Source organism: Streptomyces sp. NPDC008079, assembly GCF_042957385.1.
Classification (GTDB): domain Bacteria; phylum Actinomycetota; class Actinomycetes; order Streptomycetales; family Streptomycetaceae; genus Actinacidiphila.
Genome location: NZ_JBIBIC010000010.1, coordinates 76,695 through 98,935, shown reverse-complemented (window position 1 = coordinate 98,935; position 22,241 = coordinate 76,695). Strand labels below are relative to the sequence as shown.

Genomic DNA, 22,241 nt, shown 5'->3' with positions numbered 1-22,241 from the left:
CACCGGCGACGTACAACTCGCGGACTACTCTTGCGGCTTCTTCGACCTTCATCGCGTCGCGACACACATGAGAGAACGGGAGGCGAGTGGCGTGAGGTCCCTCGACGACGTCAATGACCTGCGGACCTGGCTCGAACTGGCCGGGGAACTCGGTGAGGTCCGCACCCTCTCCGGCGCGCACTGGGACAAGGAGATCGGCGCCGCGTCCGAGGTCAACTACAAACGCCCCTCGCCGCCCGCGCTGCTCTTCGACGACATCGAGGGCTACCGGCCCGGCCAGCGAGTGCTCACCGCCAGCATGGCCAACGCCCGCAGGCTCGGCATGACCCTGCGGCTCGGCACCGACCTGGACGACCGCGGTCTGGTCGAGGCGCTGCGCACCCGCCCCAACGAGTGGGTGGAGAACGCCGGGAAGTACCCCGTCGAGGCCGTCGACCGGGGCCCCGTCACCGAGAACGTGATCACCGCGGCCGACGCCGACCTGCTCGCCTTCCCCGTGCCGAAATGGCACGAGAACGACGGCGGCCGGTACATCGGCACCGGCTGCGCCGTCTTCACCGCCGACCCGGCCACCGGCGTCCTCAACGCGGGCGCGTACCGCATGCAGGTGCAGAACGGCGGGCGGGCGGCGAGCATCAACATGGAGGCGGGCAAGCACGGCGCCGCACACGTCCGCGAGTGGTTCGCCCGCGAGGGCCGGGCGCCGGTCACCGCCTCGCTCGGCCACGACCCGCTGCTGCTGGTCGTCGCGGGCACCGAGGTGCCCACAGGACTGTCGGAACTGGAGTACGCCGGGGCCGTGTTGGGCCGCCCCGTCGAGGTGATCCGCGGCGAGGTCACCGGGCTGCCGATCCCCGCGACCGCCGAAATAGCCGTCGAGGGCTGGCTGTATCCCGAACGCCGGGAGCAGGAAGGGCCGTTCGGCGAGTGGACCGGCTACTACAGCGGCGGCACCGAGGCCGTGCTCACCATGGACGTCGAGCGGATCTACCACCGCCACGACCCGATCCTGCTCGGCGCCCCTCCCGGCAAGCCGCCGCACGACTACTCCTACATGCGCAGCGTGATGAAGTCCGCGATGATCCAGGACGCGCTGGTGCGGTCAGGACTGCCCGGCGTCGAGGGCGTCTGGGCCCACGAGGTCGGCGGCGGACGGCAGTTGCTCGCGGTGTCGATCCACCAGAACTACGCGGGTCACGCCCGGCAGGCGGGCTACCTCACCTCGCAGCTCCCGCAGGCCGCGTACATGAACAAATTCGTGGTCGTCGTGGACGCCGACGTCGACCCGCGCAGCCTCAACGACGTGATGTGGGCGGTCTGCACCCGCACCGACCCCGCCGACGACATCGAGACGATGCGGCAGACGTGGGGGAGCAGGGTCGACCCGCTGCGCGCACCCGGCCTGCCGCCGTTCAACACCCGCGCCGTGATCGACGCCTGCCGCCCCTGGACCCGGCTCAAGGACTTCCCGCGGGTCGCGGAGGCCAGCAGGGAACTGGTCGACCACGTGATACGCCGCTGGCCGGACATCCTGGGCGGTGCCAGGTGACAGCCCGGCCGTCGACAGGATCGCCGACGAGATCGCGGTGGCCGCCGCCCCGAAGCGGTCGCCCTCCACCGGGCCCGCACCGCGGCGGACGCCCCCGGCGGGGCCGCGCGGTCCAGGAGCGCCCACGACGCGCAGGCCCGCTGATGTCGACCGGCGGGTCAGTCCGGGGAGCCCGTCCACCCCGAGCGCTCCACCGCCGCCAGACCGCGCAGAACGATGGACCGTGTGAGCGCGACGGCCAGTTCCGCCTCGCCGTCGGCGTACGCGCGGACCAGCCTGCGGTGGTCCTCCACCGACGTGTCGAGGCGGCCGGGCAGGGAGAGGCTGAGGTGACGCAGATGCAGGGTCCTGATGCCGACCGAGTCGAGGACGGCGCGCACGGTCTCGTTCCCGGCCAGCCGCGCCTCGGTGTTGCGGAAGTCCACGATCAGCCAGAAGTACCGCTCCAGGTCCCCGGCCGCCGCGGCCTCCTCGAGACGGGCCTGAACGCCGTCGAAGACCTCGATCTCACCGGCCGTGCGGTGGGCGATGATCCGGCGGCTCACCAGCCCGTACAGCTCGGACCGCAGCTCGTAGATCTCCCGGACCTCGGTGAGGCCCAGGCGGCGCACGCGGGGGCGCTTGCGGGCCGCGATCTCGACCAGGCCCTCGCGCTCCAGGGTCTGCAACGCCTCGCGCACCGGGGTCCGGCTGCTGCTGAACTGCCGGGCGAGTTCCACGGAGTTGAGGTCGTCGCCCGGCTTCAGCCGGCCCTCGATGATCGCGCTGCCGACCGAGACCAGGATGCGGGCCGCCACGCTGTCCAGGTCCTCCGACCGGCGCAGCACCCGCAGGATCTCCCGCTCACCGGCCGTCAGCGGCGGTCCGGACGCACGCGGGGCGTCCCGGCCCTCCCCGTTGACCGCCATCGCGTCACCCACCGCCTCTCCGCTCACGGCCGCCCGCCCACGCCCGCGGGTTCTCCCGGCACTTCGCGGGCCCTCCTCGCGACTCATGGAAGGGTCTGTCATGGATCACCACATCACACCACGGGTGGCACGGGGCGTCGGAATCACCGGAGCCGGCGGCACGCCGTACGCCGCGGCCGTCATCCGCGGGCCGCTCGACGCGGGTGAGGCCGTCGACCTCGGCGCCCGCACCCCGGAGGAGACGGCGGTGCCCGTGGCCGCCGGGATCGTCACGTGCCGTTGGGGCGGTACGGGGTGGCCGCTGACCGGGCTGAGCGGCGACATCCACCGCCCCGCGGCCTGAGACCGGCCCTGCGGCCTGAGACCGCCCCCGCGGGCTGAGCCCAGGCCCTCGGGCTGAGACCGGCCCCGGCCCCGTACCCCTCCCGTACCGCCCCCGCCGGCTCGCGGCCGACCCGGTGCGTCAGGCCAGGACCCGCCGGTGCAGCGCCGTCACCGCCTTGCGCGCGGAGGTGAAGGCGCCGTGCTGCCAGGCGTCCATGTAGCTGAGCCAGTCACCGGCGAAGTACACATGCCCGGTCGGCTCGTTGAGCGGCTGGTAGCGGGCGGCGTCCGGGCCGCCGGGCGTGCTGTGCCAGGCGGCCTCCTGGTACGGGAACTGCCGCCAGTGGTGCGAGAAGGACGTGGCCAGCTCCGTACGGTACTTCTCGCCGTAGATCTTCACGCCCGCGGCGACCGCCCGCGCCTCGCGGGCCTTGGGGCTCAGCGCCGCGTAGGAGTCGGCCTTGGAACCGGTGTTGTAGTAGCCGATCAGCAGACCGCGCCTGCCGTGGAAGCCGTAGGACGGGTGCCAGATGTGGGTGACGTCGAGGTCGGTCTCGGTGATCCCGCCGTAGATCCGGTGGTCGGTCTCCCACCAGCGCGAGGCGTACTCCAGGCCGATCTTGCCCGCCGAGGACGGGGTGATGGCCTCAAGCGCCGACTGCACGCCCGCGCCCAGATTGTGCGGCACCTTGGCGAGGATGTTCGGCGGCATGGCGGCGACGCAGAAGTCCGCGTCGACCGTGCGCGTCCTGCCCCCCTGGGTGTACGTGACGGTGACGCCGTGCGCGGTGTCGGTGACCTTCGTGACCGCGCAACCCGTCCGCACCCTGCGCGTGCCGACCGCGGCGGCCAGCGCGTGGGGTATCCGGTCCATGCCGCCGACCGGCTGGAACATCAGCATCGCCTGGTCGAACTCGAACTCGAAGGCGAAGTAGCGGCCGACGCCGGTCGCGAAGATCTCGGAGGCGGTCGGCACGTCGCCCGCCACCACGCCCGGTGTGCCCGCGGCGCCCGGCCAGGCCGAGTAGCCGCGCCGCGAACCGCCGCTGTAGTCGAGGGTGTTGCCGAGCGCGCCGTAGTCCTTGAGGAATTCGACCAGCTTCTCCTGGTCGGCGGCGGTCAGGTCCTTGTCCAGCGCGCCCTGGTCGGTGGCCTTGGCCAGCAACTCGCTGACGTAGCCCAGCACATCGGCCTTGGCGCTGCGGTAACGCATGGGCTCGGTCATTCCGGCCGACTCGTTGTAGAGGTAGGTGTCGGCGTTGACGTTGGTGAACACCTCGATGGGCACGCCGAGTTCACGGCAGTAGTCGAGCGTGACCATCCACTGGGCGATCCGCGCGGGACCGGCGTTCATGTACTGGCCGTCGGAGAAGCGGGCGGTCTGCCGGTTGCCGTACAGGTCGGTGGTGGTGTCGCCGCCGCGTACGGTGAAGTTGCGGCCGCCGGGCCGGTCGCGGGCCTCCAGGACCGTACAGTCGTAGCCCGCCTTGCCCAGTTCGTAGGCGGTCGTCAGTCCGGCGATGCCGCCGCCGAGCACGACGACCTTGGCGGCGGCGCGGCCGGTGAGGTGGAAGTCGCCCGGCCGCGGCGCGCGGTACGGCGCCCCGCGCGTGGCCGCCTCCGCGCTGGGCGCCAGACCCAGCGCGCCCATCGTGGCCAGCATCGCTCCCGCGCCGCCGGTGGCCCCGACGGCGCGCAGGAAGTCACGGCGATTGAACGGTGTCATCTGTCATGTCCCCTTTCGCTCATGGCGCGGGGAACTCTCGCAGCGGCGTGTTACACCACGTCAGTTGACTTGTGTCACAGAGGTAATGCACTCCTCGCCGGGCCACAGATTCGGACAGGTCGTGCCCGGCCGAAGCCAAAGAAAGCAACAAATATTGACGGGGTCGAACAGGGGGCGTACTTTCCGAGCCGGTCGACCCCGCGTGTTCTTCACGTCCCTCCCGCACCCGTCACGTCCCCCAGGCGTTCGATCCGGGCCCCCACGCCCGGCTCGGGCCGCCCGTCCCCGCAGGCACCGCTCGTCTCCGCTCCACCCCCCACCCCAAGGAGCACCGCATGCGCAAAAGGAGATACACCGCCCGCTGGAAAGCCCTGCTGACCTCGGTCGTGGCCACCCTCGGCCTGGTCTTCAGCGCCTTCATCAGCCTGCCGGGCACCGCGCAGGCCGCCGGTTCGCTGCCCTGTGACCTCTACGGCGCGGCGGGCACCCCCTGCGTCGCCGCGCACAGCACCACCCGCGCCCTGTTCTCCGCGTACAACGGCCCGCTGTACCAGGTCACGCGCGCCTCGGACGGCGGCAGGGCCGACATCGGGCTGCTGGCCACGGGCGGTTACGCCAACGCCGAGCAGCAGGACATCTTCTGTGCCAACACCACCTGCCGCATCTCCAAGGTCTACGACCAGACCTCGCGCCACAACGACCTGCTGCCGGGCCCCGCGGGCACGGCAGGCGGCGTGGACCGAGGGGCGGACGCGAGCGAGATCGCGGTGCACGCGGGCGGCCACAAGGTGTACGGCATCTGGATCTCGCCGGGCGTCGGCTACCGCTACACCGGCGCGGCCTCCGGCGTCCCCGTCAACGGCCAGCCCGAGGGCGTCTACATGGTCGCCAGCGGCACCCACGTCGGCTCCGACTGCTGCTTCGACTACGGCAACGCCGAGAGCACGCCGTCCGACACCGGCAACGGCCACATGGACGCCGTGAGCATCGCCACCACCTGCTACTTCGCGCCGTGCAACGGCTCGGGCCCCTGGGTCGAGGCCGACATGGAGAACGGCATGTTCCAGGGCGACAACGGCTCCAACACGGCCAACGCGGGCAACAAGAGCGCCTACGTCACGGCGGTGCTGAAGAACAACGGGCAGACGACGTACGCCATCAAGGGCGGCGACTCCCAATCGGGGGGCCTGTCGACCTGGTGGAACGGGTCGCTGCCGACCCGGGGCGGCTACAAACCGATGCACCAGGAAGGCGGCATCATCCTGGGCACCGGCGGTGACAACAGCAACCGCAACATGGGCACCTTCTTCGAGGGCGTGATGGTCGCCGGTTATCCGACCGACGCCGCCGAGAACGCCGTCCAGGCGAACATCGTCTCCGTCGGCTACTCGGGCCAGACCAATGTGCCCAACGGCCCGCAGGGCACGATCACCGGCCCCGGCGGCAAGTGCGTGGACGTCGCCGCCGACGACACCGGGGTCAACGGCGCGGCCGTGCAGCTCTGGGACTGCCAGACGTACGCCGAGGACCAGCACTGGACGCACAACGCCGACAACTCGCTGAGCACGATCGGCCGTTGCCTGGACATCAACGGCAACGGCACGGCGAACAACACGCAGGTCGAGCTGTGGGACTGCAACGGCGTCGGCGGCCAGAAGTGGATCCAGCGCTCCGACGGCTCGCTGTTCAACCCGCAGTCGGGCCGCTGCCTCGACTCGCCGAGCGGCGCCACCGGGAACGGCACCCGCCTCCAGATCTACGACTGCAACGGCAGCGCGGCGCAGAAATTCGCCGTCAAGGGCGGCGCCCCGGTGCCCGCGCCCGCCGGGAAGTGCGTGGACGTCGCCGCCGACGACACGGGCGTCAACGGCACCGCCGTGCAGCTCTGGGACTGCCAGTCCTGGGCCGCCGACCAGCACTGGTACCACAACGCCAACGGCTCGCTGAGCACGATCGGCCGTTGCCTGGACATCAACGGCAACGGCACGGCGAACAACACGCAGGTCGAGCTGTGGGACTGCAACGGCGTCGGCGGCCAGGTCTGGCAGCAGCAGGCCGACGGCTCGCTGCTCAACCCGCAGTCGGGCCGCTGCCTCGACGACCCCAACAGCGCAGGCCCCAACGGCACCCGGCTCCAGATCTACGACTGCAACGGCAGCGCCGCGCAGAAGTTCACCCTCAACTGACAGAGCGCGCAACGCACGTGTGACCGAGGTGGCGCGGGCCCGGTGCCCGCGCCACCTCCGTCGCGCTCACGTCCGGGCCGACGCGTCCGCCGCTCCGCGGACGGGGAGCGTACGGCCCAGCCGGGCGAGCGGGGACAGGGAGATCACCAGCGGGGAGAGCAGCATGCCCGCCGCCGCCACCAGGAAGCCGGTGCGCAGACCGCACTGCGCCGCGAGGAGACCGCCGAGCAGCGAGCCGAGCGGGGCCGTCCCCATGCCGACGAAGCCGATCGTCGCCGCCGCGCGGCCCTGCATCCCGTCCGGAGTGACGGTCTGCCGCACCGCCATCAGCGTCACACTGACCAGCTGACCGCACGCGCCGAACGTCAGGTTGACCGCCACGAGCGCCGGAACGGTCAGCGCGCCACCGCCGTGCAGCGCGGGTACGCCGATCATCACGCTGTCGCCGAGCACGGCCGCGCACGCGAGCACCGGGCCGTGGCCGAACCGGCCCGGCAGTCGGGCCGCCAGCAGCGAACCCGCCAGCGCGCCGGGCCCCGTCGCCGCGAGCACCAGCCCGACGACAGCGCCCGACAGGCCCAACTCCCTGGGCAGGAACAGCAGATAGACGGTCATCGTCGCCGCGAAGGCGCACTGGAAGGCGGCGGAGGCGAGGCACACCGCCCGCAACGACGGTTCACCGACGACGAATCCGACCCCCTCGCGAATCCGCCGCCGGACAGCGGGCGTACGTCCCGAGCGCCGAGGCACCGCCTCGCCGCGCCGAATCCGCCGGATCGACACGAACGACAGCGCGAAGAACAGCGCGCTGGACGCGAGCGCGACCGGCGCCGACAGCAGCGACACCAGCACACCGCCGAGCGCCGGGCCGCCGATCTGCGCCGCCGACCTGCTGCCTTCGAGTGCGCTGTTGGCGCTGACCAGTTGGTCGCGGTCCAACAGCCGTACGACAGACGCCTGATACGCCACGTCGAAGAAGACCGACAGCGCCCCGACGCCGAACGCGGCCACCAGCAGCACCGGCAGACCGAGCCCGCCGAGCAGGCACGCCACGGCCACCGCCCCCAGCGCCAGCGCCCGCCCGCAGTCCGCCGCCACCATGACCGTACGGGTCCGCCATCCGTCCACCCACGCCCCGACGAACAGCGACAGCAGCGGTATCGGCGCCTGCCCCACCGCCCGCAGCACCCCGACCTCACCGCCGTCGGCGCCCAGCAGCAGCACCGCGATCAGCGGCAGGACCACCGCGCTCCCGTGCTCCCCGAGCTGCGAGACCGTCTGCCCCACCCACAACCGGCGGAAATCCCGGTCCCGCCACAGCCCCGGCGATCCCGGCGGCCCCTGCGAACGCTGCGAACCCTGCGACCCGGGCGTCTCCGGAGCCGCGGGCGGCTCGGCGGCCTTCGCGGGAACGCCTCCGTCGTCAGCGCGCGCCGGAACGGCCGACCACCCCTTCGTCTCCTCGGAACCGCTCAGTCATGGGCCCCGGGGACCGTAGCCCCCGGGCGGCGAAGGGCGCACCCGAATTGTTCGCGGGGCCGGCCGGACCCGGCGTACCGGCAGGTCGGGGCGCGTCGCGGCGGTCCGACCCGCCCTGTGACGCCCAGGTGAATTCCCGGCCATGAGAGATCCGCCTGGGGTGTTATATCCACTCATGTAGGATTTGCGGCATTTATTATGCGCTAGAGTCTTGACCAGCGCTTTACATATGTCGCAGAGGTGAGCCGAGGAGGATACGTCATGGAACGGGATGTCCTCGTCGTAGGCGCATCCGCGACCATGTCGGAAGTCCTCCCCACGGCATCGCCGTATTTTCCCCGGGTCGCGCGTGTCGAGAACGCGCCTCGGGACGCCGTACCTGATACGGACCCCCTTTCCGCGCCTTACTGCTGACAGCGTCCGGCTCCCACGCCGGGCGCTGTGGCAGGAGCGCTGCGGCACGCCACCGCATAACGCGCGTCGTCACCCGGCACAGAACTCTGCCGGGTGACGCGCATGCTGGCGTCCGCGACCGGCACTCACGCACCCGCGTCCCGATGGAGCACGTTCATGGAACCAACCGCCCGCGCCCGAAAGACCCCGCTGCCGGGAGTCGGGGCCCGCTATGACATGACGACCGAGTCCGGCCGCCACCTGTCGGTGGTCGTGCACCAGGACGGCAGGCGGTTCCTGGCGTTCCATGACCCCGAGGACGACGACGCCTGCAAGGACGCGACCGCGCTCGCGCCCCACGAGGCGTCCGCGCTGGCCGACCTGCTGACCCCCGACCCCGTCGGCCACCTGCAACAACACCTTGAGATCGACCTGGTCACCGAACACATCACCGTGAGCAAACGCTCGCCGTACGCGGGCCGCACGCTCGGCGACACGCAGGTACGCACCCGTACCGGCGCCTCGATCGTCGCCGTGCTCCGCCGCACCTCCGCCGTGCCCTCGCCCACCCCCGACTTCCGCTTCGCCGTCGGCGACACCCTCGTGGTCGTCGGCACCCGCGAAGGCGTCGGCGCCGTCGCCGAACTGATCACAGGAGGATAGAAACCTGTGCACAACACGACCGACATGCTCATCGAACTCGGAGCGATCATCCTCGCCCTGGGCATCCTCGGCCGCCTCGCGGGACGTGTCGGCTTCTCGCCGATCCCGCTCTACCTGCTCGCGGGACTCGCCTTCGGCAAAGGCGGACTGATCCCGCTCCAGGCCAGCGAGGAATTCGTCGCGACCGGCGCCGAGATCGGTGTCGTATTGCTGCTTCTCCTCCTGGGTCTGGAATACAGCGCCTCGGAACTCGTCACCAACCTCAAGACCCAATATCCGTCCGGCGCGGTCGACTTCGTCCTCAACGCATTGCCGGGCGCCGCCGCCGCGATCCTCCTCGGCTGGGGTCCGGTCGCCGCCGTCGCGCTCGCCGGAGTGACGTGGATCTCCTCCTCGGGTGTGATCGCCAAGGTCCTCGGCGACCTCGGCCGCCTCGGCAACCGCGAGACCCCGCTCATCCTCGGCGTCCTCGTCCTCGAAGACCTCTCGATGGCGGTCTATCTGCCGATCCTGAGCGCCCTGCTGGCGGGCGTGAGTCTCGCGGGCGGCACCCTCACACTGCTGATCTCGCTCGGCACGGTCGGGATCGTCCTGTACGTGGCGCTGCGCCACGGGCGGCTGATCAGCCGCGCCGTCTCCTCCGACAATCCCGAGATGCTGCTGCTGGTCGTGCTCGGCCTGACGCTGCTGGTGGCCGGTGTCGCGCAACAGCTCCAGGTCTCCGCCGCCGTCGGCGCGTTCCTGGTCGGCATCGCGCTCTCCGGTGAGGTCGCCGAAGGAGCCCGCAATCTCCTGACCCCGCTGCGGGACCTGTTCGCGGCGGTCTTCTTCGTCTTCTTCGGCCTGAGCACCGTCCCGTCCGACATCCCGCCGGTCCTGGTCCCCGCGCTGATCCTGGCCGTCGTCACGACCCTCACCAAGATCGCCACCGGCTGGTATGCGGCGCGCAGGGCCGGAATCCGGCCCGCTGGACGGTGGCGGGCGGGCGGCACGCTGGTCGCGCGCGGCGAGTTCTCCATCGTCATCGCCGGGCTGGCCGTGGGTGTCGAGCCCCGGATCGGGCCGCTGGCCACCGCGTATGTGCTGATCCTGGTCGTCCTCGGCCCGCTCACCGCCCGCTGGACCGAGCCCATCGCCCGCAAACTCACCGAGTCCATCCGCCGCCCGGAACCCGCGCCCGCCGCTCCCGCGGTCGAGTTGGTCAAGGCGGTGGAGCCGGTCGAGCAGGTGGAGCCGGTCGAGCCGGTCGAGATCGACGTGGACGCGGATGCCGATCCGGCGCCCAGCCGTACGTGACCTCCGCGCGGCAGGGGGCCGGGGCGTGGCCTGTCAGGCCCCCAGCCCGCGGACGTCACGCGAGGGGGCGGAGCGGCGGTCGAGCTGACTGACCATCACCCGCACCACCGTGACGACATCGGGATCGTCCACCAGATAGACCTGCCGTCGGCCCTCGCGCCGTGAGTGCACGAGCCCGGCGAGCTTGAGCTTGGCCAGGTGCTGGCTGACCGCGGGCAGGGTCGCGCCGACCCGCTCGGCCAGCCCCGTGACGTCGCAGTCGCCCTCGGACAGGATCCAGACGATCTGGAGTCGCATGGTCGACGCCAGCAAGCCGAAGGAAGCGGCGGCGTTCTGGAACAACTCCGGGCTGGGGTCGCCGAACTCCGCGGCAGACCTCGTCACGTGAACCTCCCTGACCGCAGCGGCTTTTCCGAGCACCAGAGTACGCATGCGGCGCCCGCGGTCCGCGCCGCTGGCATGATACTCTCAGTCAGTTGCGTAATTATGCAATCATGCAACTGGGAAGATTATCCTGATGCGTACGCGCGGGCAGACAAGGTGACGTGCCGCGCGTCGACACACCGGGGCGGGGATGATGGACAGCGCCAAGCGGCCGGACGACAACTACCGGGCTGACTTCGCCCAGGTTCTCGATCAGGCGCTGCGCGGCGAACGCGTCCGGCTCGCGCTCCGCGCCCTGCCGGGCGCGCCCAACACCGAGCAGTTGCGGACGGCCGCCCTGGCCGACGCCGACGCCATCGGTGCCACCGCCGCGCCCGAGTACGAGCGGTACACCGGCCTGCGCGCGCACTCCCGCGGCCGGGTCCGCCCGGTCGTGCGCGCGGTCGGCGGCCCCGGCGTCCTCGCCACCCTGGCCGTCCTGGTCCCGATGCTGAGCGGTATCGCGGCGGCGATCTTCCTGGTGCTGGGGTACGGGATCAGGGCCGTCGCGAGCGGCGCGGGAATCAGCGCCCCGCTGATCGACATCGGCTTCCTGTGCGCGGCGGTCTTCGGCGTCAGCCTGCTGATCGGCCTGGCCGGACTGGCGCTGACCGCCCGGCGCGACGGCGCGGTCACGCGCGAGAGCCGGGACGTGGCCGAGGCCCACGAGGCGTGGCGGCAGGCGCTGCTGGTGCGGGGCGTACTGCCGTATCTGCTCGACCGGTTGGCGCGCGAGGCGGGGGCCGCCGCTCCCCGCGCGGTCGGCCCGCCGCCGGTCGGCGTCGACCTGGTACGCCAACGGCCGCGCCTGGGCTACAGCAGCCCGGGCTTCAGCTCGGGCGACGGCGTGAGCCTGGTGCGACAGCGGCCCCGGCTCGGCTACAGCAGCCCCGGCTTCAGCAGCCCGAACGACGGCGAGCGGTGACAACGGCCTGACCCGCCAAGGCGCTTGATCCCGGCGCCCGTCCTACGTGGCCTCGGTGTCGTACGCGACGGGCTGGTACGCGACCGGCTCGGACCCGTCGGCCGCCCGCGCGGCGACCGGCGCGGCGGACGGCTTCGTGAGGTCCACGCCGCGGCTGAGCGTCCGCGCCGCCTCGCGCAACTCCTCGGCCTCGCCGTCCAGTCGCAGGCTGTCGCGGATCTCGCGCAGGCCGAGCGCATCGTCGTCGCCGAGCAGATTCTTGGCGATGAACGTCCGCGGGTTCAGGTCCTCGAATTCGAAGTCCTTGAACTCCGGGCCGAGTTCGCGCCGCACATCCTCCTTGGCGTCGTCGGCGAAGGAGCGCACCGCGCGGATGAGGTCTCTCGCCCGCGTGATCATGTCGGGCAGTTTGTCGCCGAAGACCAGCGTGGCCAGGACGAGCAGCGTCAGCAGCTTGAGCGGGCCGATGTCGAAGATCACCTTCGGTCACCTCCGAGAAGGGTGCGCGCACGGGCGGGGACGGTCCGGACGGGGGCCCGTGCGGGCATTGCGCCTCGGTACCGCTACTCTCATAATTGCGCAATGTAGCAACTGTTGGGGTCCGGGCGGCACATCGCCGTCCGGCAACGGCGGACCGACGCATGTGGAAGCGGAGACGTTGATGCTCAGAAACGGACTGGAGCCCTGGCACCTGCTGGTGGTGGCGCTTGTGGTCATCGTGCTGTTCGGCTCCAAGCGGCTGCCGGACTCCGCGCGGGCGCTGGGCAAGTCGCTCCGCATCCTCAAGAGCGAGACCAAGGCGTTGAAGGACGACCCCGGTCCTGGCACGGCGACGGCCGGGACGAGCGCGGACCCCGCGGTCCGTACGGTCAAGTCCGCGCCCGGCGAGACCGTCGGCGCGCGCCCTGTGCGCGAACCCGAACGCGCGCCGCGGGACTGACTGACCTCCCTCCCGCGGCGTGCCGCGGGCCCGCGTGATCCGGGGCGCGGGCCCGTACGACATCAGGGGCTGGCGTGGTCCCAGCCGTAGCGCAGTGGCTGACCGTGCTTGAGGCGGTAGACGTACAGCGCCTCGACGCGCAGCCCCCGCCCGTCGCCGTCGGCCTCGTCCTCCGCCTGGCATCCGGATGTGACTTGGAGCACGCGGGGCGGGCCTGTCACCCGTACCCGCATGCCGTCCGCCGGGCCTCCGTCGAGATGCGCCCACTCCCAGGCCACAGGTGTCCTTCCGGTTCGTCGTAGCGTTTCTGGCATAGCAGACACTTTAAAGGTTGCGTAAACCAGGAACTGTGTCCGGTGGGGAAGCCGGTCGCGGGTGCGACGCTCACGGATACCCCACAGAGCCATGATTTACCCTTGCCGCGTTGCGCAACCATGAAGCCTTGGGTGAAGCGCCGCTTCACCCGCCGAATCCGGCCGCACCACCCCACGGGGGCCGCCCGGGAGAGGGAGCACGGGAGATGACCGAGCCCTGGAGCGGCCGGGCCGCGGCGCGGGCGGCCGCTCGCGCCGAGAGCGGGCGGTCCCGGCCGTCGGGCCGCGGGGGCAGGCGCGCCAGGCAGGCCGGCCGGGGCCGGCGGTTCCTGAAGATCGGCGGCATATCCCTGGCCGTGCTCCTGCTGGTCACCGCGGGCGGCGGCTACTGGCTCTACCAGCACCTCAACGGCAACATCACCAGCGTGTCCCTGACCGACGGCGCGGGCAAGGACAGCGCGGGCCAGGAGAAGGCGGACGCCTTCGGGCGCACGCCGATCAACATCCTGGTGATGGGCAGCGACGGCCGGACCACCGAGGCCGACTGCAAACTGGGCGGCGGCTGCGCCAAGACCGGCGTCCAGACCGGGGGCAACGCCGATGTCGAGATGGTCGTGCACATCTCCGCCGACCGCTCCAACGCCACCGTGATGAGCATCCCGCGCGACACCCTCACCGACGTGCCCGCCTGCGAGAATCCCAAGACCGGCGCGTCCACCCCCGGCTACCACGGCATGATCAACAGCGCCTTGACGTACGGCCAGGCGTGCCAGGTGGCCACCGTCCACAAGTTGACCGGAATTCCGATCGACCACTTCATCCAGGTCGACTTCTCCGGCGTCGTCAGCATGTCCGACGCCGTGGGCGGGGTATCGGTCTGTGTGGACGCCGACGTGTACGACACCTACTCGCATCTGAAGCTCTCCCGGGGCACCCACACCCTCAAGGGCGTCGGGGCGCTGGAATTCCTCCGCTCGCGGCACGGCTTCGGCGACGGCAGCGACCTCGGCCGTACGTACGCGCAGCACATCTATCTCAGCGCGCTGATCCGCAAGTTCAAGAGCGCGGGCACCCTCACCAACCCGGCGGCCGTCTACAAGCTCGCCAACGCGGCGACCAAGGCGCTGACCGTCGACACCGGCCTCGGCAGCATCAGCAAGCTGGTCGGCCTGGCCTCCGACCTCGACAAGGTCCCGTCCAAGCGGATCACCTTCACCACCATGCAGACCGGGCCCGACCCGACCGACCCCAACCGGGTGGTGGTCGGATCCGGCGCGAAGACGCTGTTCGCCACCATCGCCAACGACCAGTCGCTGACCACCGCCTCGGGCGGCACGTCCGCCGCGGCCTCGGCGACCGCGTCGGCGAGCCCGACCGCGACGTCCGTCCCCGCCTCGGCGATCACCGTGCGGGTGCGCAACGGCACCGGCATCGGGGGCCGCGCGTCCGAGATCGTCGACACCCTGACCGGCAAGGGCTTCAACCCGGCCACCGCGGGCGGCAACGCCCCGGCGCCCGCCGCCACCACGACCCTGACCTACGGCCCCGGCCAGCGGTCCGAGGCGGGGACCGTCGCCCGTACGCTCGGCATCGCGACGTCCCACCTCAAGGAGGGCGCCGTCGCCGGGCTCACCCTCGTGATCGGGGCGGACTGGCCGAGCGGCACCACCTTCCCCGGCGGGAAGTCCTCCGCGCCGCCCGCCGACACCAAGGTGGCGCTGGGCAACTCCCACGCCCAGACCGCCGACGACTCCGACACCTGCGCCAAGGTCAGCCGCTACCGGACCGTGCAGATCAACCGGGTCCCGATGACGCCGACCCAGGCGTACGCCGCCGCCCGTTCCAAGCCCGACTCGGACGACTGACCCGCGCACACACCCGTAACGCTTAAGCTGTTACGCAATCGAGGAACTGTCGTGGCGCGCACGCCGTTGACCTGGCAGACGCGCGCGGACGACGACATACCGGCGATCGACAACCGACTACCGACAACCCCCAAGCAACCGGAGGTAATTTCGTGGGCGTGACTCTGTCCAAGGGCGGCAATGTCTCTTTGAGCAAGGAAGCTCCCGGACTCACCGCGGTCACCGTCGGCCTGGGGTGGGACGTACGGACCACCACGGGCGCCGACTACGACCTGGACGCGTCCGCGCTGCTGTGCGACGTGGGCGGGAAGGTCCTCAGCGACCAGCACTTCGTGTTCTTCAACAACCTCGGCAGCCCCGACGGCTCCGTGGTGCACAGCGGCGACAATCTGACCGGTGGCGGCGACGGCGACGACGAGCAGATCAAGGTCAGCCTCGCCACCGTGCCCCCGCAGGTCGACAAGGTCGTCTTCCCCGTGTCGATCTACGACGCCGAGAAGCGCGGCCAGAGCTTCGGCCAGGTGCGCAACGCGTTCATCCGGATCGTGAACCAGGCCGACGGGCGGGAGCTGGCCAGGTACGACCTGACCGAGGACGCCTCGACCGAGACGGCTATGGTCTTCGGAGAGCTGTACCGCAACGGCGCGGAGTGGAAGTTCCGCGCCATCGGCCAGGGGTACGCCTCGGGCCTGGCGGGCATCGCCACCGACTTCGGCGTCAACATCTGACGTGGGTGCCGGCGTCACCACCTCTGACGCCGGCCGCCGCGTCGGCCGCTGACGTCCTCGGCCGGGCCGGGGCCGCCCGCATTCCCTTCGGGCGGCCCCGGCCCGGACTCCGCACGCCGTCACCTGCTTCACCCACCCTCCCCCCGAACTCTCCCCGGAGCACCCCGCCGTGTCCTGGTTCACCGCCGCTGTCCTGGGCCTTGTGCAGGGTCTGACCGAATTCCTGCCGGTGTCGTCGAGCGCGCACATACGCGTGGTCTCCGTCCTCGCCGGATGGGACGACCCCGGAGCGGCCTTCACCGCGGTCACCCAACTGGGCACGGAGACCGCCGTGCTGATCTACTTCCGGCGCGACATCGCCACCATCGTCAAGGCGTGGACCGCGTCGCTGTTCCACCCCGAGCGCCGCAAGGACCACGACGCGCGGATGGGCTGGTTCGTGATCGTCGGTACGGTCCCGATCGCCGTCCTGGGCGCGGCATTCCAGCACACCATCGAGAACGGCCTGCGCGACCTGCGGATCACCGGCACCGTCCTGATCCTGTTCGGACTCGTCCTGGCGGTCGCCGACCGCACCCGCGCCGTGCGCCGCCCCAAGCCGATCACCGAGCTGACCTTCCGGCACTCCCTCTGGTACGGCCTGGCGCAGTCGCTCGCCCTGATCCCCGGCGTCTCCCGCTCCGGCGGCACCATCAGCGCCGGACTGTTCCTCGGCTACAGCCGCGAGGCCGCCGCGCGCTACTCGTTCCTGCTGGCCATCCCCGCCGTGCTGGCCTCCGGCGGCCTGGAGCTGTTCAAGCTCGGCAGCGGCCCGGCGCCCGCCTGGGGCCCGACGATGCTGGCGACGGTCATCGCCTTCGCGGTCGGCTACGCGGCCATCGCCTGGTTCCTGAAGTACATCTCCCACCGCAGCTTCACGCCGTTCGTGATCTACCGGGTGCTGCTCGGCGTGGTCATCATCGCGCTGGTGGCGACGGGCGCGGTCGCGGCGGGCGCGGGCGCCACCTCCGGCTAGAGCGCGCACCGGGCCAGGACCGGGTCAGGGCTGGGTCAGGACCGGGCCAGGGCCGCGTCATGGCAGGGCCAGGACCGGTTCAGGGCCGGGGCCGCCGTCCGGAATGTGGTCCGACGTGACCGGAGCGTGGTCCGCGCTCTAGCCTGGCCGGTGCGACAGGTTCGCGTCCGTCAGCCAGGCGGTCGCGTCGTAAGAGGGAACCCGGTGCGAATCCGGGACTGCCCCGCAGCGGTGAGTGGGAACGACCGCCGTCATACGCACTGGGTCCGACGTACCGGACCTGGGAAGCGACGGTCAGTAGGTGTCCGCCTCAGGCGGACGTGCCCGCGAGTCCGAAGACCTGCCCGTCGCCCGTACGCGACCGTTCGCGTACGGATATCCCGGTGACCTCGTGGGCGGGTCGGCGTGCATATCGGACGGACCGGTGCCATTGCGGGGCACTGTGGGTCCGTCGGGTCTGTCACCTCCCTTTCGCGCTCGCGTCCCGTCGCCGGGAGGCCAGGAGTCATCTCGCGAAGGAGATTTCCGTGACAGCGAAGTCCGCAGCCGCGGCAGCACGGGCCACCGTGTACGGCTACCCCCGCCAGGGTGAGAACCGTGAACTGAAGAAGGCCGTCGAGGGCTACTGGAAGGGCCGCGTCACCGCCGACGCCCTCCGGGAGACCGCGGCTGACCTGCGCCGCTCGACCTGGCGGAAGCTGGCCGAGGCGGGCGTCCACGAGGTGCCGACCGGCGACTTCTCGTACTACGACCACATGCTGGACACCAGTGTCATGGTCGGCGCCGTCCCCCCGAGGCACCGGTCGGCCGTCACCGCGGACGCGCTCGACGGCTACTTCGCGATGGCCCGCGGCACGCAGGAGGTGGCGCCGCTGGAGATGACCAAGTGGTTCGACACGAACTACCACTACCTGGTCCCCGAACTGGGCCCCGACACCGTCTTCACCGCCGACTCCGCCAAGCAGGTCGCCGAGTTCAAGGAAGCCGCCGCGCTCGGCCACACCGCCCGGCCCGTCCTGGTCGGCCCGGTCACGTATCTGCTGCTCGCCAAGCCCGCCCCCGGCGTCGCCGCCGACTTCGAGCCGCTGACGCTGCTCGACCGGCTGCTGCCCGTCTACGCCGAAGTCCTCGCCGACCTGCGCGCCGCGGGCGCCACCTGGGCGCAGCTCGACGAGCCCGCGCTCGTCCAGGACCGCACCCCGGCCGAACTGAACGCTGTCGCCCGCGCCTACCGCGACCTCGGCGGCCTCACCGACCGGCCGAAGCTGCTGGTCGCCTCGTACTTCGACCGGCTCGGCGAGGCGCTGCCCGTCCTGGCCAAGGCCCCGGTCGAGGGCCTGGCGCTGGACTTCACCGACGCCGCCGTCGCGAATCTGGACGGCCTCGCCGCCGTCGGCGGACTGCCGGGCAAGCGGCTCGTCGCGGGCGTCGTCAACGGCCGCAACATCTGGATCAACGACTACGAGAAGTCGCTGGCCACCCTCGCCACCCTCCTCGGCTTCGCCGACCGCGTCGACGTGGCCGCGTCCTGCTCGCTGCTGCACGTCCCGCTCGACACCGCGCCCGAACGCGACATCGACCCCCGGATTCTGGGCTGGCTCGCCTTCGCCGCGCAGAAGACCACCGAGATCGTGACGCTCGCCAAGGGCCTGGCCGAGGGCACCGACACCATCGCCGCCGAGATCGCCGCCAACCGCGCCGCCCTGGCCTCCCGCGCCGCCTCCCCGATCACCCGCGACCCGGCCGTACGTGCCAGGAGCGCGGCCGTCACCGACGCCGACGGGCGCCGCTCCCAGCCGTACACCGAGCGCGCCGCCGCCCAGCGCGCCCGGCTCGGCCTGCCGCTGCTGCCGACCACCACCATCGGCTCGTTCCCGCAGACCGACGACCTGCGCGCCGCCCGCGCCGACCTGCGGGCCGGCCGGATCGACACCGCGGGGTACGAGGAGCGGATCAGGGCCGAGATCGGCGAGGTCGTCTCCTTCCAGGAGAGGACCGGCCTCGACGTGCTCGTGCACGGCGAACCCGAACGCAACGACATGGTGCAGTACTTCGCCGAGCAGCTCACCGGCTACCTCGCCACCCGGCACGGCTGGGTGCAGTCCTACGGCACCCGGTACGTGCGCCCGCCGGTCCTGGCCGGGGACATCTCCCGGCCGGAGCCGATGACGGTGCGCTGGACGTCGTACGCCCAGTCGCTCACCGACCGCCCGGTCAAGGGCATGCTCACCGGTCCCGTCACCATGCTGGCCTGGTCCTTCGTCCGCGACGACCAGCCGCTCGGCGACACCGCGCGGCAGGTCGCGCTCGCCCTGCGCGACGAGGTCACCGACCTCGAGGCCGCGGGCACCCGCGTGATCCAGGTCGACGAGCCCGCGCTGCGCGAGACCCTGCCGCTGCGCGCCGCCGACCGGCCCGCGTACCTGGACTGGGCCACCGAGGCGTTCCGGCTCACCACCGGCGCCGTCGCTCCCGGCACCCAGATCCACACCCACATGTGCTACGCCGAGTTCGGCGACATCGTCCAGGCCATCGACGACCTCGACGCCGACGTCATCAGCCTGGAGGCCGCCCGCTCCCACATGCAGGTCGCCACCGAACTGGCCGCGCACGGCTACCCGCGCGAGGCGGGACCCGGCGTGTACGACATCCACTCGCCGCGGGTGCCCGACGCGGCGGAGGCGGCCTCGCTGCTGCGCGAGGGCCTGCTCGCCATCCCCGCCGAGCGGCTGTGGGTCAACCCCGACTGCGGCCTGAAGACCCGCGGCTGGCCCGAGACGAAGGCGTCGCTGGAGAATCTGGTGGCGGCGGCCCGTACGGTGCGCGCCGAGCTGTGAGGCTCCGGCCGACGGCCGCGTGACGCGGCCGGGACGGCCGGGAGGGACGCGCGGAGCCTTCGCCGTCTCTCCCGGCCGGGCGCGCCGCCGCCTGTCCCGGCTCGACGCGGTGTGCGTACGGCGCGTGTGGCGTATGCGACGCGTACGGCGCGTATGGCCCCCTACGGCCCGTGTGGCGGGACCCTCCCGGCTCCCCGCGCGCACGCCGGGCATACAGTCATGTGCGGTGGTGGTTCGTCGGCGGGGGGAGTACGGCGATGCGCGGCGCGACATGGGGATGGCGGACCGTCCAGGGCCTGTACGTGGCGGTCGTGGCCGTCCTGGCGGTGCTCGGCGCCGTCACCGGGACGAGCCTTCCGTACCTGCTGGCCGTGGCCGTGACCCTGCCCTTCGGGATGGCGGCACTGGTTCTCGTCTACGGCGGCTACGCGCTGCTCAAGGGGGTCGGCGGGCTGTGGGCGTCCACCACGAACGCCGACGGCGACGACGCCGCCTGGCTCAGTGCGGGCAGCGCGACGCTCAACGTCGTCCTCCTGATCGCCGCGGCCCTCGCCAACGTCCTGCTCCTCGAGTACCTGCGCCGCCGGAGCCCGCGCACCGCCCGGCGGTGAGGGCGCGGCGCTCGGGCCGGGGGAGCGCGGGAGCCGTCAGGAAGAGGGCGGGGCGCCCCACCAGGACCGGTGGAAGGGGTCGTCCGCGCCGATCGAGCCCCGCGGGACCGGGCGGCCGGTCGCGGCCGACTTGTAGAGGGCGGTGACGAATTCGGTGGTGCGGCGCGCGTCGGCCGCCGTGTGCTCGGGCGGCTCGCCCCGCCGCATCCGCGCGACCAGGTCCGCGAGCTGCGGCGCCTGGTGCGCGGGCACCTCGGCGCCGATGGTGTCCCAGCCGGGCGTGGACGGCGGCCGGTCGGGCGCGGGGGTGAACGTCCAGTGCTCGTTGCCGTACGCGTACAGGTGGCGCAGCTCCGTACTGGCCCGCGCGCAGTCGATCCGCAGATACGACTCCTGGCGCGCCGACACGACGCTGTTCACGATCGACGCCTGCGCGCCGGAGGCGAAGGCGACATGGGCGAGGGACACGTCCTCCGTCTCGATGTCCCGGTCGACCGTCGCGATCCGCGCGCTCACCTCCGCCCAGTCGGGCATCAGCCACAGCATCAGGTCCATGGCGTGGATGCCCTGCGTGACGGTGGCACCGCCCAGTTCGGTAGCGCGCCGACCGCGCCACGGGGCCGCGTAGTAATCCGCGCCCCGGTACCAGGTGGTCTGGCACAGCGCCAGCAGCGGCGGCCCGAGCACACCGTCGCGCAGCAGACCGCGTACGTGCGCGGCGCCCGACCCCGCCCGCCACTGGAAGACCGGCGCGCAGCAGCGGCCCGTCGCGCGCTCCGCGGCCAGGATCCGGTCGTGGTCGGCCAGCGAACCGCACAGCGGCTTCTCGCAGTAGACCCAGGCACCCGCCTCCAGCGCGGCCACCGTCAGATCGGTGTGGGTGAACGACGGGGAGCAGATCACCACCAGGTCGGGCCGTTCGACGGCCAGCAGTTCCAGCGGGTCGTCGTAACCGCGCGCGATGCCGTGCCGCGCCGCGAAGTCCCCGGCCCGCGCCGGGTCGGAGTCCGCGACCGCCACCAGGTCGAGCTGCCCGGACAGTGCCCGGATCGCGGGGACATGGGCGTCGTCGGCGATGCTGCCCGCGCCGATCAGCGCCGTACGGTAGGGAAGGTCTCCGGCCGGCCGGGTCATACGGTGCCCCCCTGGGCCGTCATGCCGCGCGCGAGCCACCGCGCGGTCACCGCGATCGCCTCGGGCTCGTGCTCGGGGGAGTGGAAACCGTGGCCGGCGCCGGGCAGCGGGCGGAATTCCCAGTGCGGGACCGTCGCCGCGACGTCACGGGCGATGTCGAAGGAGACGCAGTCGTCGCGGTCCCCGTGCAGGACGAGGGCGGGCGGGCCGCCCGCGGTGTAGGCGTCGATCGGCCGGTGGGCGGCCAGCTCCGCGAACAGGACCCGGCCCAGGGCGAACCGGCCGCCGATCAGCAGCTCCCCGTGCTCGGCGAGGCCCTTCAGCGGACCCGGTCCGAAGTTCGCCAGCCCCCAGGGGAGTTCGGGTTCGAGGAAGGTCCGGCGCAGGTCGAGGACGGGATTCCACAGCACCAGGCGGGCCAGCCGCCCGCCCAGCCAGGGCATCGACAGGCCGGTGGACACGGCGCCGAAGCTCGCCGCCACCACCGCCAGCGGACCGGGCAACTCCCGCTCGGCGTAGGCCGCGACGGCCGCCAGGTCCAGCATCTCCCCGGCGATCGTCACGCCTTGCGGAGCGCCGCCGCTCTCCCCGTGCCCGCGGAAGCTGAACCGCAGCGCGGTCAGGCCCTGTTCGGCCAGCCGCTGGGCGAGCCGCACGAACGCCCCGCCCTCGTCCAGATCCGCGGAGATTCCGTGGACCAGGAGCACCGTGCCCTCGGGGCCCGTTCCGGACCTGGTCCCTGGCCTGTTCCCGGCCTCTGTTGCGGCCCCTGTCCCGGCCCCTGTTCCGGCCCCTGTTCCGGACTCTGTACCGGGGGCTCCGGACGCGGGGCGGTGCACGACGGCGTCCAGTTCGACGCCGTCGGATGCGACCACCCGCACCCGTTGTCCGTCCGTCACGGAAACTCCCTGTCTGCTCGATGTGT

Annotated in this window: 20 protein-coding genes and 1 riboswitch; of the genes, 12 read left to right on the top strand and 8 right to left on the bottom strand. The window is 72.0% G+C overall.

Annotated elements, in window-relative coordinates; translation table 11 throughout:
* The first annotated feature begins 91 nt into the window (after positions 1–91).
* Positions 92–1,549: a UbiD family decarboxylase gene (locus ACFZAM_RS21785; protein ID WP_391048342.1), complete on the top strand. Its 1,458-nt coding sequence runs from the start codon at positions 92–94 to the stop codon at positions 1,547–1,549.
* Positions 1,550–1,707: 158 nt separating this feature from the next.
* Here the strand turns inward: ACFZAM_RS21785 and ACFZAM_RS21780 are convergent, their stop codons facing one another.
* On the bottom strand, positions 1,708–2,469 hold the full coding sequence (locus tag ACFZAM_RS21780; RefSeq protein ID WP_355333180.1) for a GntR family transcriptional regulator: 762 nt from the start codon (positions 2,467–2,469) through the stop codon (positions 1,708–1,710).
* 88 nt (positions 2,470–2,557) lie between these two features.
* Between ACFZAM_RS21780 and ACFZAM_RS21775 the strand changes: the two genes are divergently transcribed.
* Positions 2,558–2,800, top strand: coding sequence for a hypothetical protein (locus ACFZAM_RS21775; protein WP_391048339.1), 243 nt, complete (start codon positions 2,558–2,560; stop codon positions 2,798–2,800).
* Between the two features lie 120 nt (positions 2,801–2,920).
* Here ACFZAM_RS21775 and ACFZAM_RS21770 read toward each other — a convergent pair whose 3' ends face one another.
* Positions 2,921–4,444: an FAD-dependent oxidoreductase gene (locus tag ACFZAM_RS21770; RefSeq protein WP_391048659.1), complete on the bottom strand. Its 1,524-nt coding sequence runs from the start codon at positions 4,442–4,444 to the stop codon at positions 2,921–2,923.
* Between the two features lie 398 nt (positions 4,445–4,842).
* Here ACFZAM_RS21770 and ACFZAM_RS21765 point away from each other — a divergent pair, with 398 nt between their 5' ends.
* A complete protein-coding gene (locus ACFZAM_RS21765; RefSeq protein WP_391048337.1) occupies positions 4,843–6,693 on the top strand; it encodes an arabinofuranosidase catalytic domain-containing protein in 1,851 nt (616 codons plus the stop codon).
* A gap of 66 nt (positions 6,694–6,759) precedes the next feature.
* Here the strand turns inward: ACFZAM_RS21765 and ACFZAM_RS21760 are convergent, their stop codons facing one another.
* Entirely contained in the window at positions 6,760–8,013 is a 1,254-nt protein-coding gene (locus tag ACFZAM_RS21760) for an MFS transporter (RefSeq protein WP_391048656.1), read from the bottom strand.
* A 729-nt stretch (positions 8,014–8,742) separates the two neighbouring features.
* On the opposite strand from ACFZAM_RS21760, the gene ACFZAM_RS21755 reads away from it, so the two are divergent.
* Both ACFZAM_RS21755 and ACFZAM_RS21750 read left to right on the top strand, forming a co-directional pair.
* Complete coding sequence (locus ACFZAM_RS21755; protein WP_355333174.1) at positions 8,743–9,228, top strand: TrkA C-terminal domain-containing protein; 486 nt, start codon at positions 8,743–8,745, stop codon at positions 9,226–9,228.
* 6 nt (positions 9,229–9,234) lie between these two features.
* Complete coding sequence (locus tag ACFZAM_RS21750) at positions 9,235–10,524, top strand: cation:proton antiporter (protein ID WP_391048335.1); 1,290 nt, start codon at positions 9,235–9,237, stop codon at positions 10,522–10,524.
* 33 nt (positions 10,525–10,557) lie between these two features.
* Here ACFZAM_RS21750 and ACFZAM_RS21745 read toward each other — a convergent pair whose 3' ends face one another.
* Positions 10,558–10,956, bottom strand: coding sequence for a metalloregulator ArsR/SmtB family transcription factor (locus ACFZAM_RS21745; protein ID WP_188283553.1), 399 nt, complete (start codon positions 10,954–10,956; stop codon positions 10,558–10,560).
* Between the two features lie 145 nt (positions 10,957–11,101).
* On the opposite strand from ACFZAM_RS21745, the gene ACFZAM_RS21740 reads away from it, so the two are divergent.
* Entirely contained in the window at positions 11,102–11,872 is a 771-nt protein-coding gene (locus tag ACFZAM_RS21740) for a hypothetical protein (RefSeq protein WP_391048333.1), read from the top strand.
* 42 nt (positions 11,873–11,914) lie between these two features.
* Here ACFZAM_RS21740 and ACFZAM_RS21735 read toward each other — a convergent pair whose 3' ends face one another.
* On the bottom strand, positions 11,915–12,352 hold the full coding sequence (locus ACFZAM_RS21735; RefSeq protein WP_391048332.1) for a Sec-independent protein translocase TatB: 438 nt from the start codon (positions 12,350–12,352) through the stop codon (positions 11,915–11,917).
* A 181-nt stretch (positions 12,353–12,533) separates the two neighbouring features.
* Between ACFZAM_RS21735 and tatA the strand changes: the two genes are divergently transcribed.
* Positions 12,534–12,812, top strand: coding sequence for a Sec-independent protein translocase subunit TatA (tatA, locus tag ACFZAM_RS21730; RefSeq protein WP_391048331.1), 279 nt, complete (start codon positions 12,534–12,536; stop codon positions 12,810–12,812).
* 62 nt (positions 12,813–12,874) lie between these two features.
* On the opposite strand, the gene ACFZAM_RS21725 is transcribed toward tatA, so the two are convergent.
* Positions 12,875–13,126, bottom strand: coding sequence for a hypothetical protein (locus ACFZAM_RS21725; RefSeq protein ID WP_391048328.1), 252 nt, complete (start codon positions 13,124–13,126; stop codon positions 12,875–12,877).
* Between the two features lie 206 nt (positions 13,127–13,332).
* Here ACFZAM_RS21725 and ACFZAM_RS21720 point away from each other — a divergent pair, with 206 nt between their 5' ends.
* The 5 genes from ACFZAM_RS21720 (at position 13,333) to ACFZAM_RS21700 (ending at position 20,182) form a co-directional block, all read left to right on the top strand.
* Positions 13,333–14,991, top strand: a complete 1,659-nt coding sequence (locus ACFZAM_RS21720) for an LCP family protein (RefSeq protein WP_391048326.1) — start codon at positions 13,333–13,335, stop codon at positions 14,989–14,991.
* 152 nt (positions 14,992–15,143) lie between these two features.
* The gene (locus ACFZAM_RS21715; protein WP_188283548.1) at positions 15,144–15,719 is read left to right on the top strand and encodes a TerD family protein; all 576 of its coding nucleotides are present in this window, start codon (positions 15,144–15,146) and stop codon (positions 15,717–15,719) included.
* 169 nt (positions 15,720–15,888) lie between these two features.
* A complete protein-coding gene (locus tag ACFZAM_RS21710) occupies positions 15,889–16,734 on the top strand; it encodes an undecaprenyl-diphosphate phosphatase (protein WP_355333158.1) in 846 nt (281 codons plus the stop codon).
* A gap of 159 nt (positions 16,735–16,893) precedes the next feature.
* A riboswitch (cobalamin riboswitch) is annotated at positions 16,894–17,097 on the top strand.
* Between the two features lie 164 nt (positions 17,098–17,261).
* Positions 17,262–19,571, top strand: coding sequence for a 5-methyltetrahydropteroyltriglutamate--homocysteine S-methyltransferase (gene metE, locus ACFZAM_RS21705; RefSeq protein ID WP_391048323.1), 2,310 nt, complete (start codon positions 17,262–17,264; stop codon positions 19,569–19,571).
* 257 nt (positions 19,572–19,828) lie between these two features.
* Entirely contained in the window at positions 19,829–20,182 is a 354-nt protein-coding gene (locus ACFZAM_RS21700; RefSeq protein ID WP_391048321.1) for a hypothetical protein, read from the top strand.
* 36 nt (positions 20,183–20,218) lie between these two features.
* On the opposite strand, the gene ACFZAM_RS21695 is transcribed toward ACFZAM_RS21700, so the two are convergent.
* Positions 20,219–21,316: a Gfo/Idh/MocA family oxidoreductase gene (locus ACFZAM_RS21695; protein ID WP_391048319.1), complete on the bottom strand. Its 1,098-nt coding sequence runs from the start codon at positions 21,314–21,316 to the stop codon at positions 20,219–20,221.
* Positions 21,313–22,215 carry an alpha/beta fold hydrolase gene (locus ACFZAM_RS21690; protein ID WP_391048317.1) on the bottom strand — a complete coding sequence of 301 codons (903 nt, stop codon included), beginning with the start codon at positions 22,213–22,215 and terminating at the stop codon, positions 21,313–21,315. Before ACFZAM_RS21690 ends, ACFZAM_RS21695 begins: the two co-directional genes overlap by 4 nt.
* Between the last annotated feature and the right edge of the window lie 26 nt (positions 22,216–22,241).

What these genes read in the sequence shown, in the direction of transcription:
- ACFZAM_RS21775 (WP_391048339.1), top strand. Translation starts at nt 2,558, where the DNA reads ATGGATCACCACATCACACCACGGGTGGCACGGGGCGTCGGAATCACC.
- ACFZAM_RS21740 (WP_391048333.1), top strand. Translation starts at nt 11,102, where the DNA reads ATGGACAGCGCCAAGCGGCCGGACGACAACTACCGGGCTGACTTCGCC.
- ACFZAM_RS21695 (WP_391048319.1), bottom strand. Translation starts at nt 21,316, where the DNA reads ATGACCCGGCCGGCCGGAGACCTTCCCTACCGTACGGCGCTGATCGGC.
- ACFZAM_RS21725 (WP_391048328.1), bottom strand. Translation starts at nt 13,126, where the DNA reads ATGCCAGAAACGCTACGACGAACCGGAAGGACACCTGTGGCCTGGGAG.
- tatA (WP_391048331.1), top strand. Translation starts at nt 12,534, where the DNA reads ATGCTCAGAAACGGACTGGAGCCCTGGCACCTGCTGGTGGTGGCGCTT.
- ACFZAM_RS21700 (WP_391048321.1), top strand. Translation starts at nt 19,829, where the DNA reads ATGCGCGGCGCGACATGGGGATGGCGGACCGTCCAGGGCCTGTACGTG.
- ACFZAM_RS21770 (WP_391048659.1), bottom strand. Translation starts at nt 4,444, where the DNA reads ATGCTGGCCACGATGGGCGCGCTGGGTCTGGCGCCCAGCGCGGAGGCG.
- ACFZAM_RS21720 (WP_391048326.1), top strand. Translation starts at nt 13,333, where the DNA reads ATGACCGAGCCCTGGAGCGGCCGGGCCGCGGCGCGGGCGGCCGCTCGC.
- ACFZAM_RS21765 (WP_391048337.1), top strand. Translation starts at nt 4,843, where the DNA reads ATGCGCAAAAGGAGATACACCGCCCGCTGGAAAGCCCTGCTGACCTCG.
- ACFZAM_RS21745 (WP_188283553.1), bottom strand. Translation starts at nt 10,956, where the DNA reads ATGCGTACTCTGGTGCTCGGAAAAGCCGCTGCGGTCAGGGAGGTTCAC.
- ACFZAM_RS21755 (WP_355333174.1), top strand. Translation starts at nt 8,743, where the DNA reads ATGGAACCAACCGCCCGCGCCCGAAAGACCCCGCTGCCGGGAGTCGGG.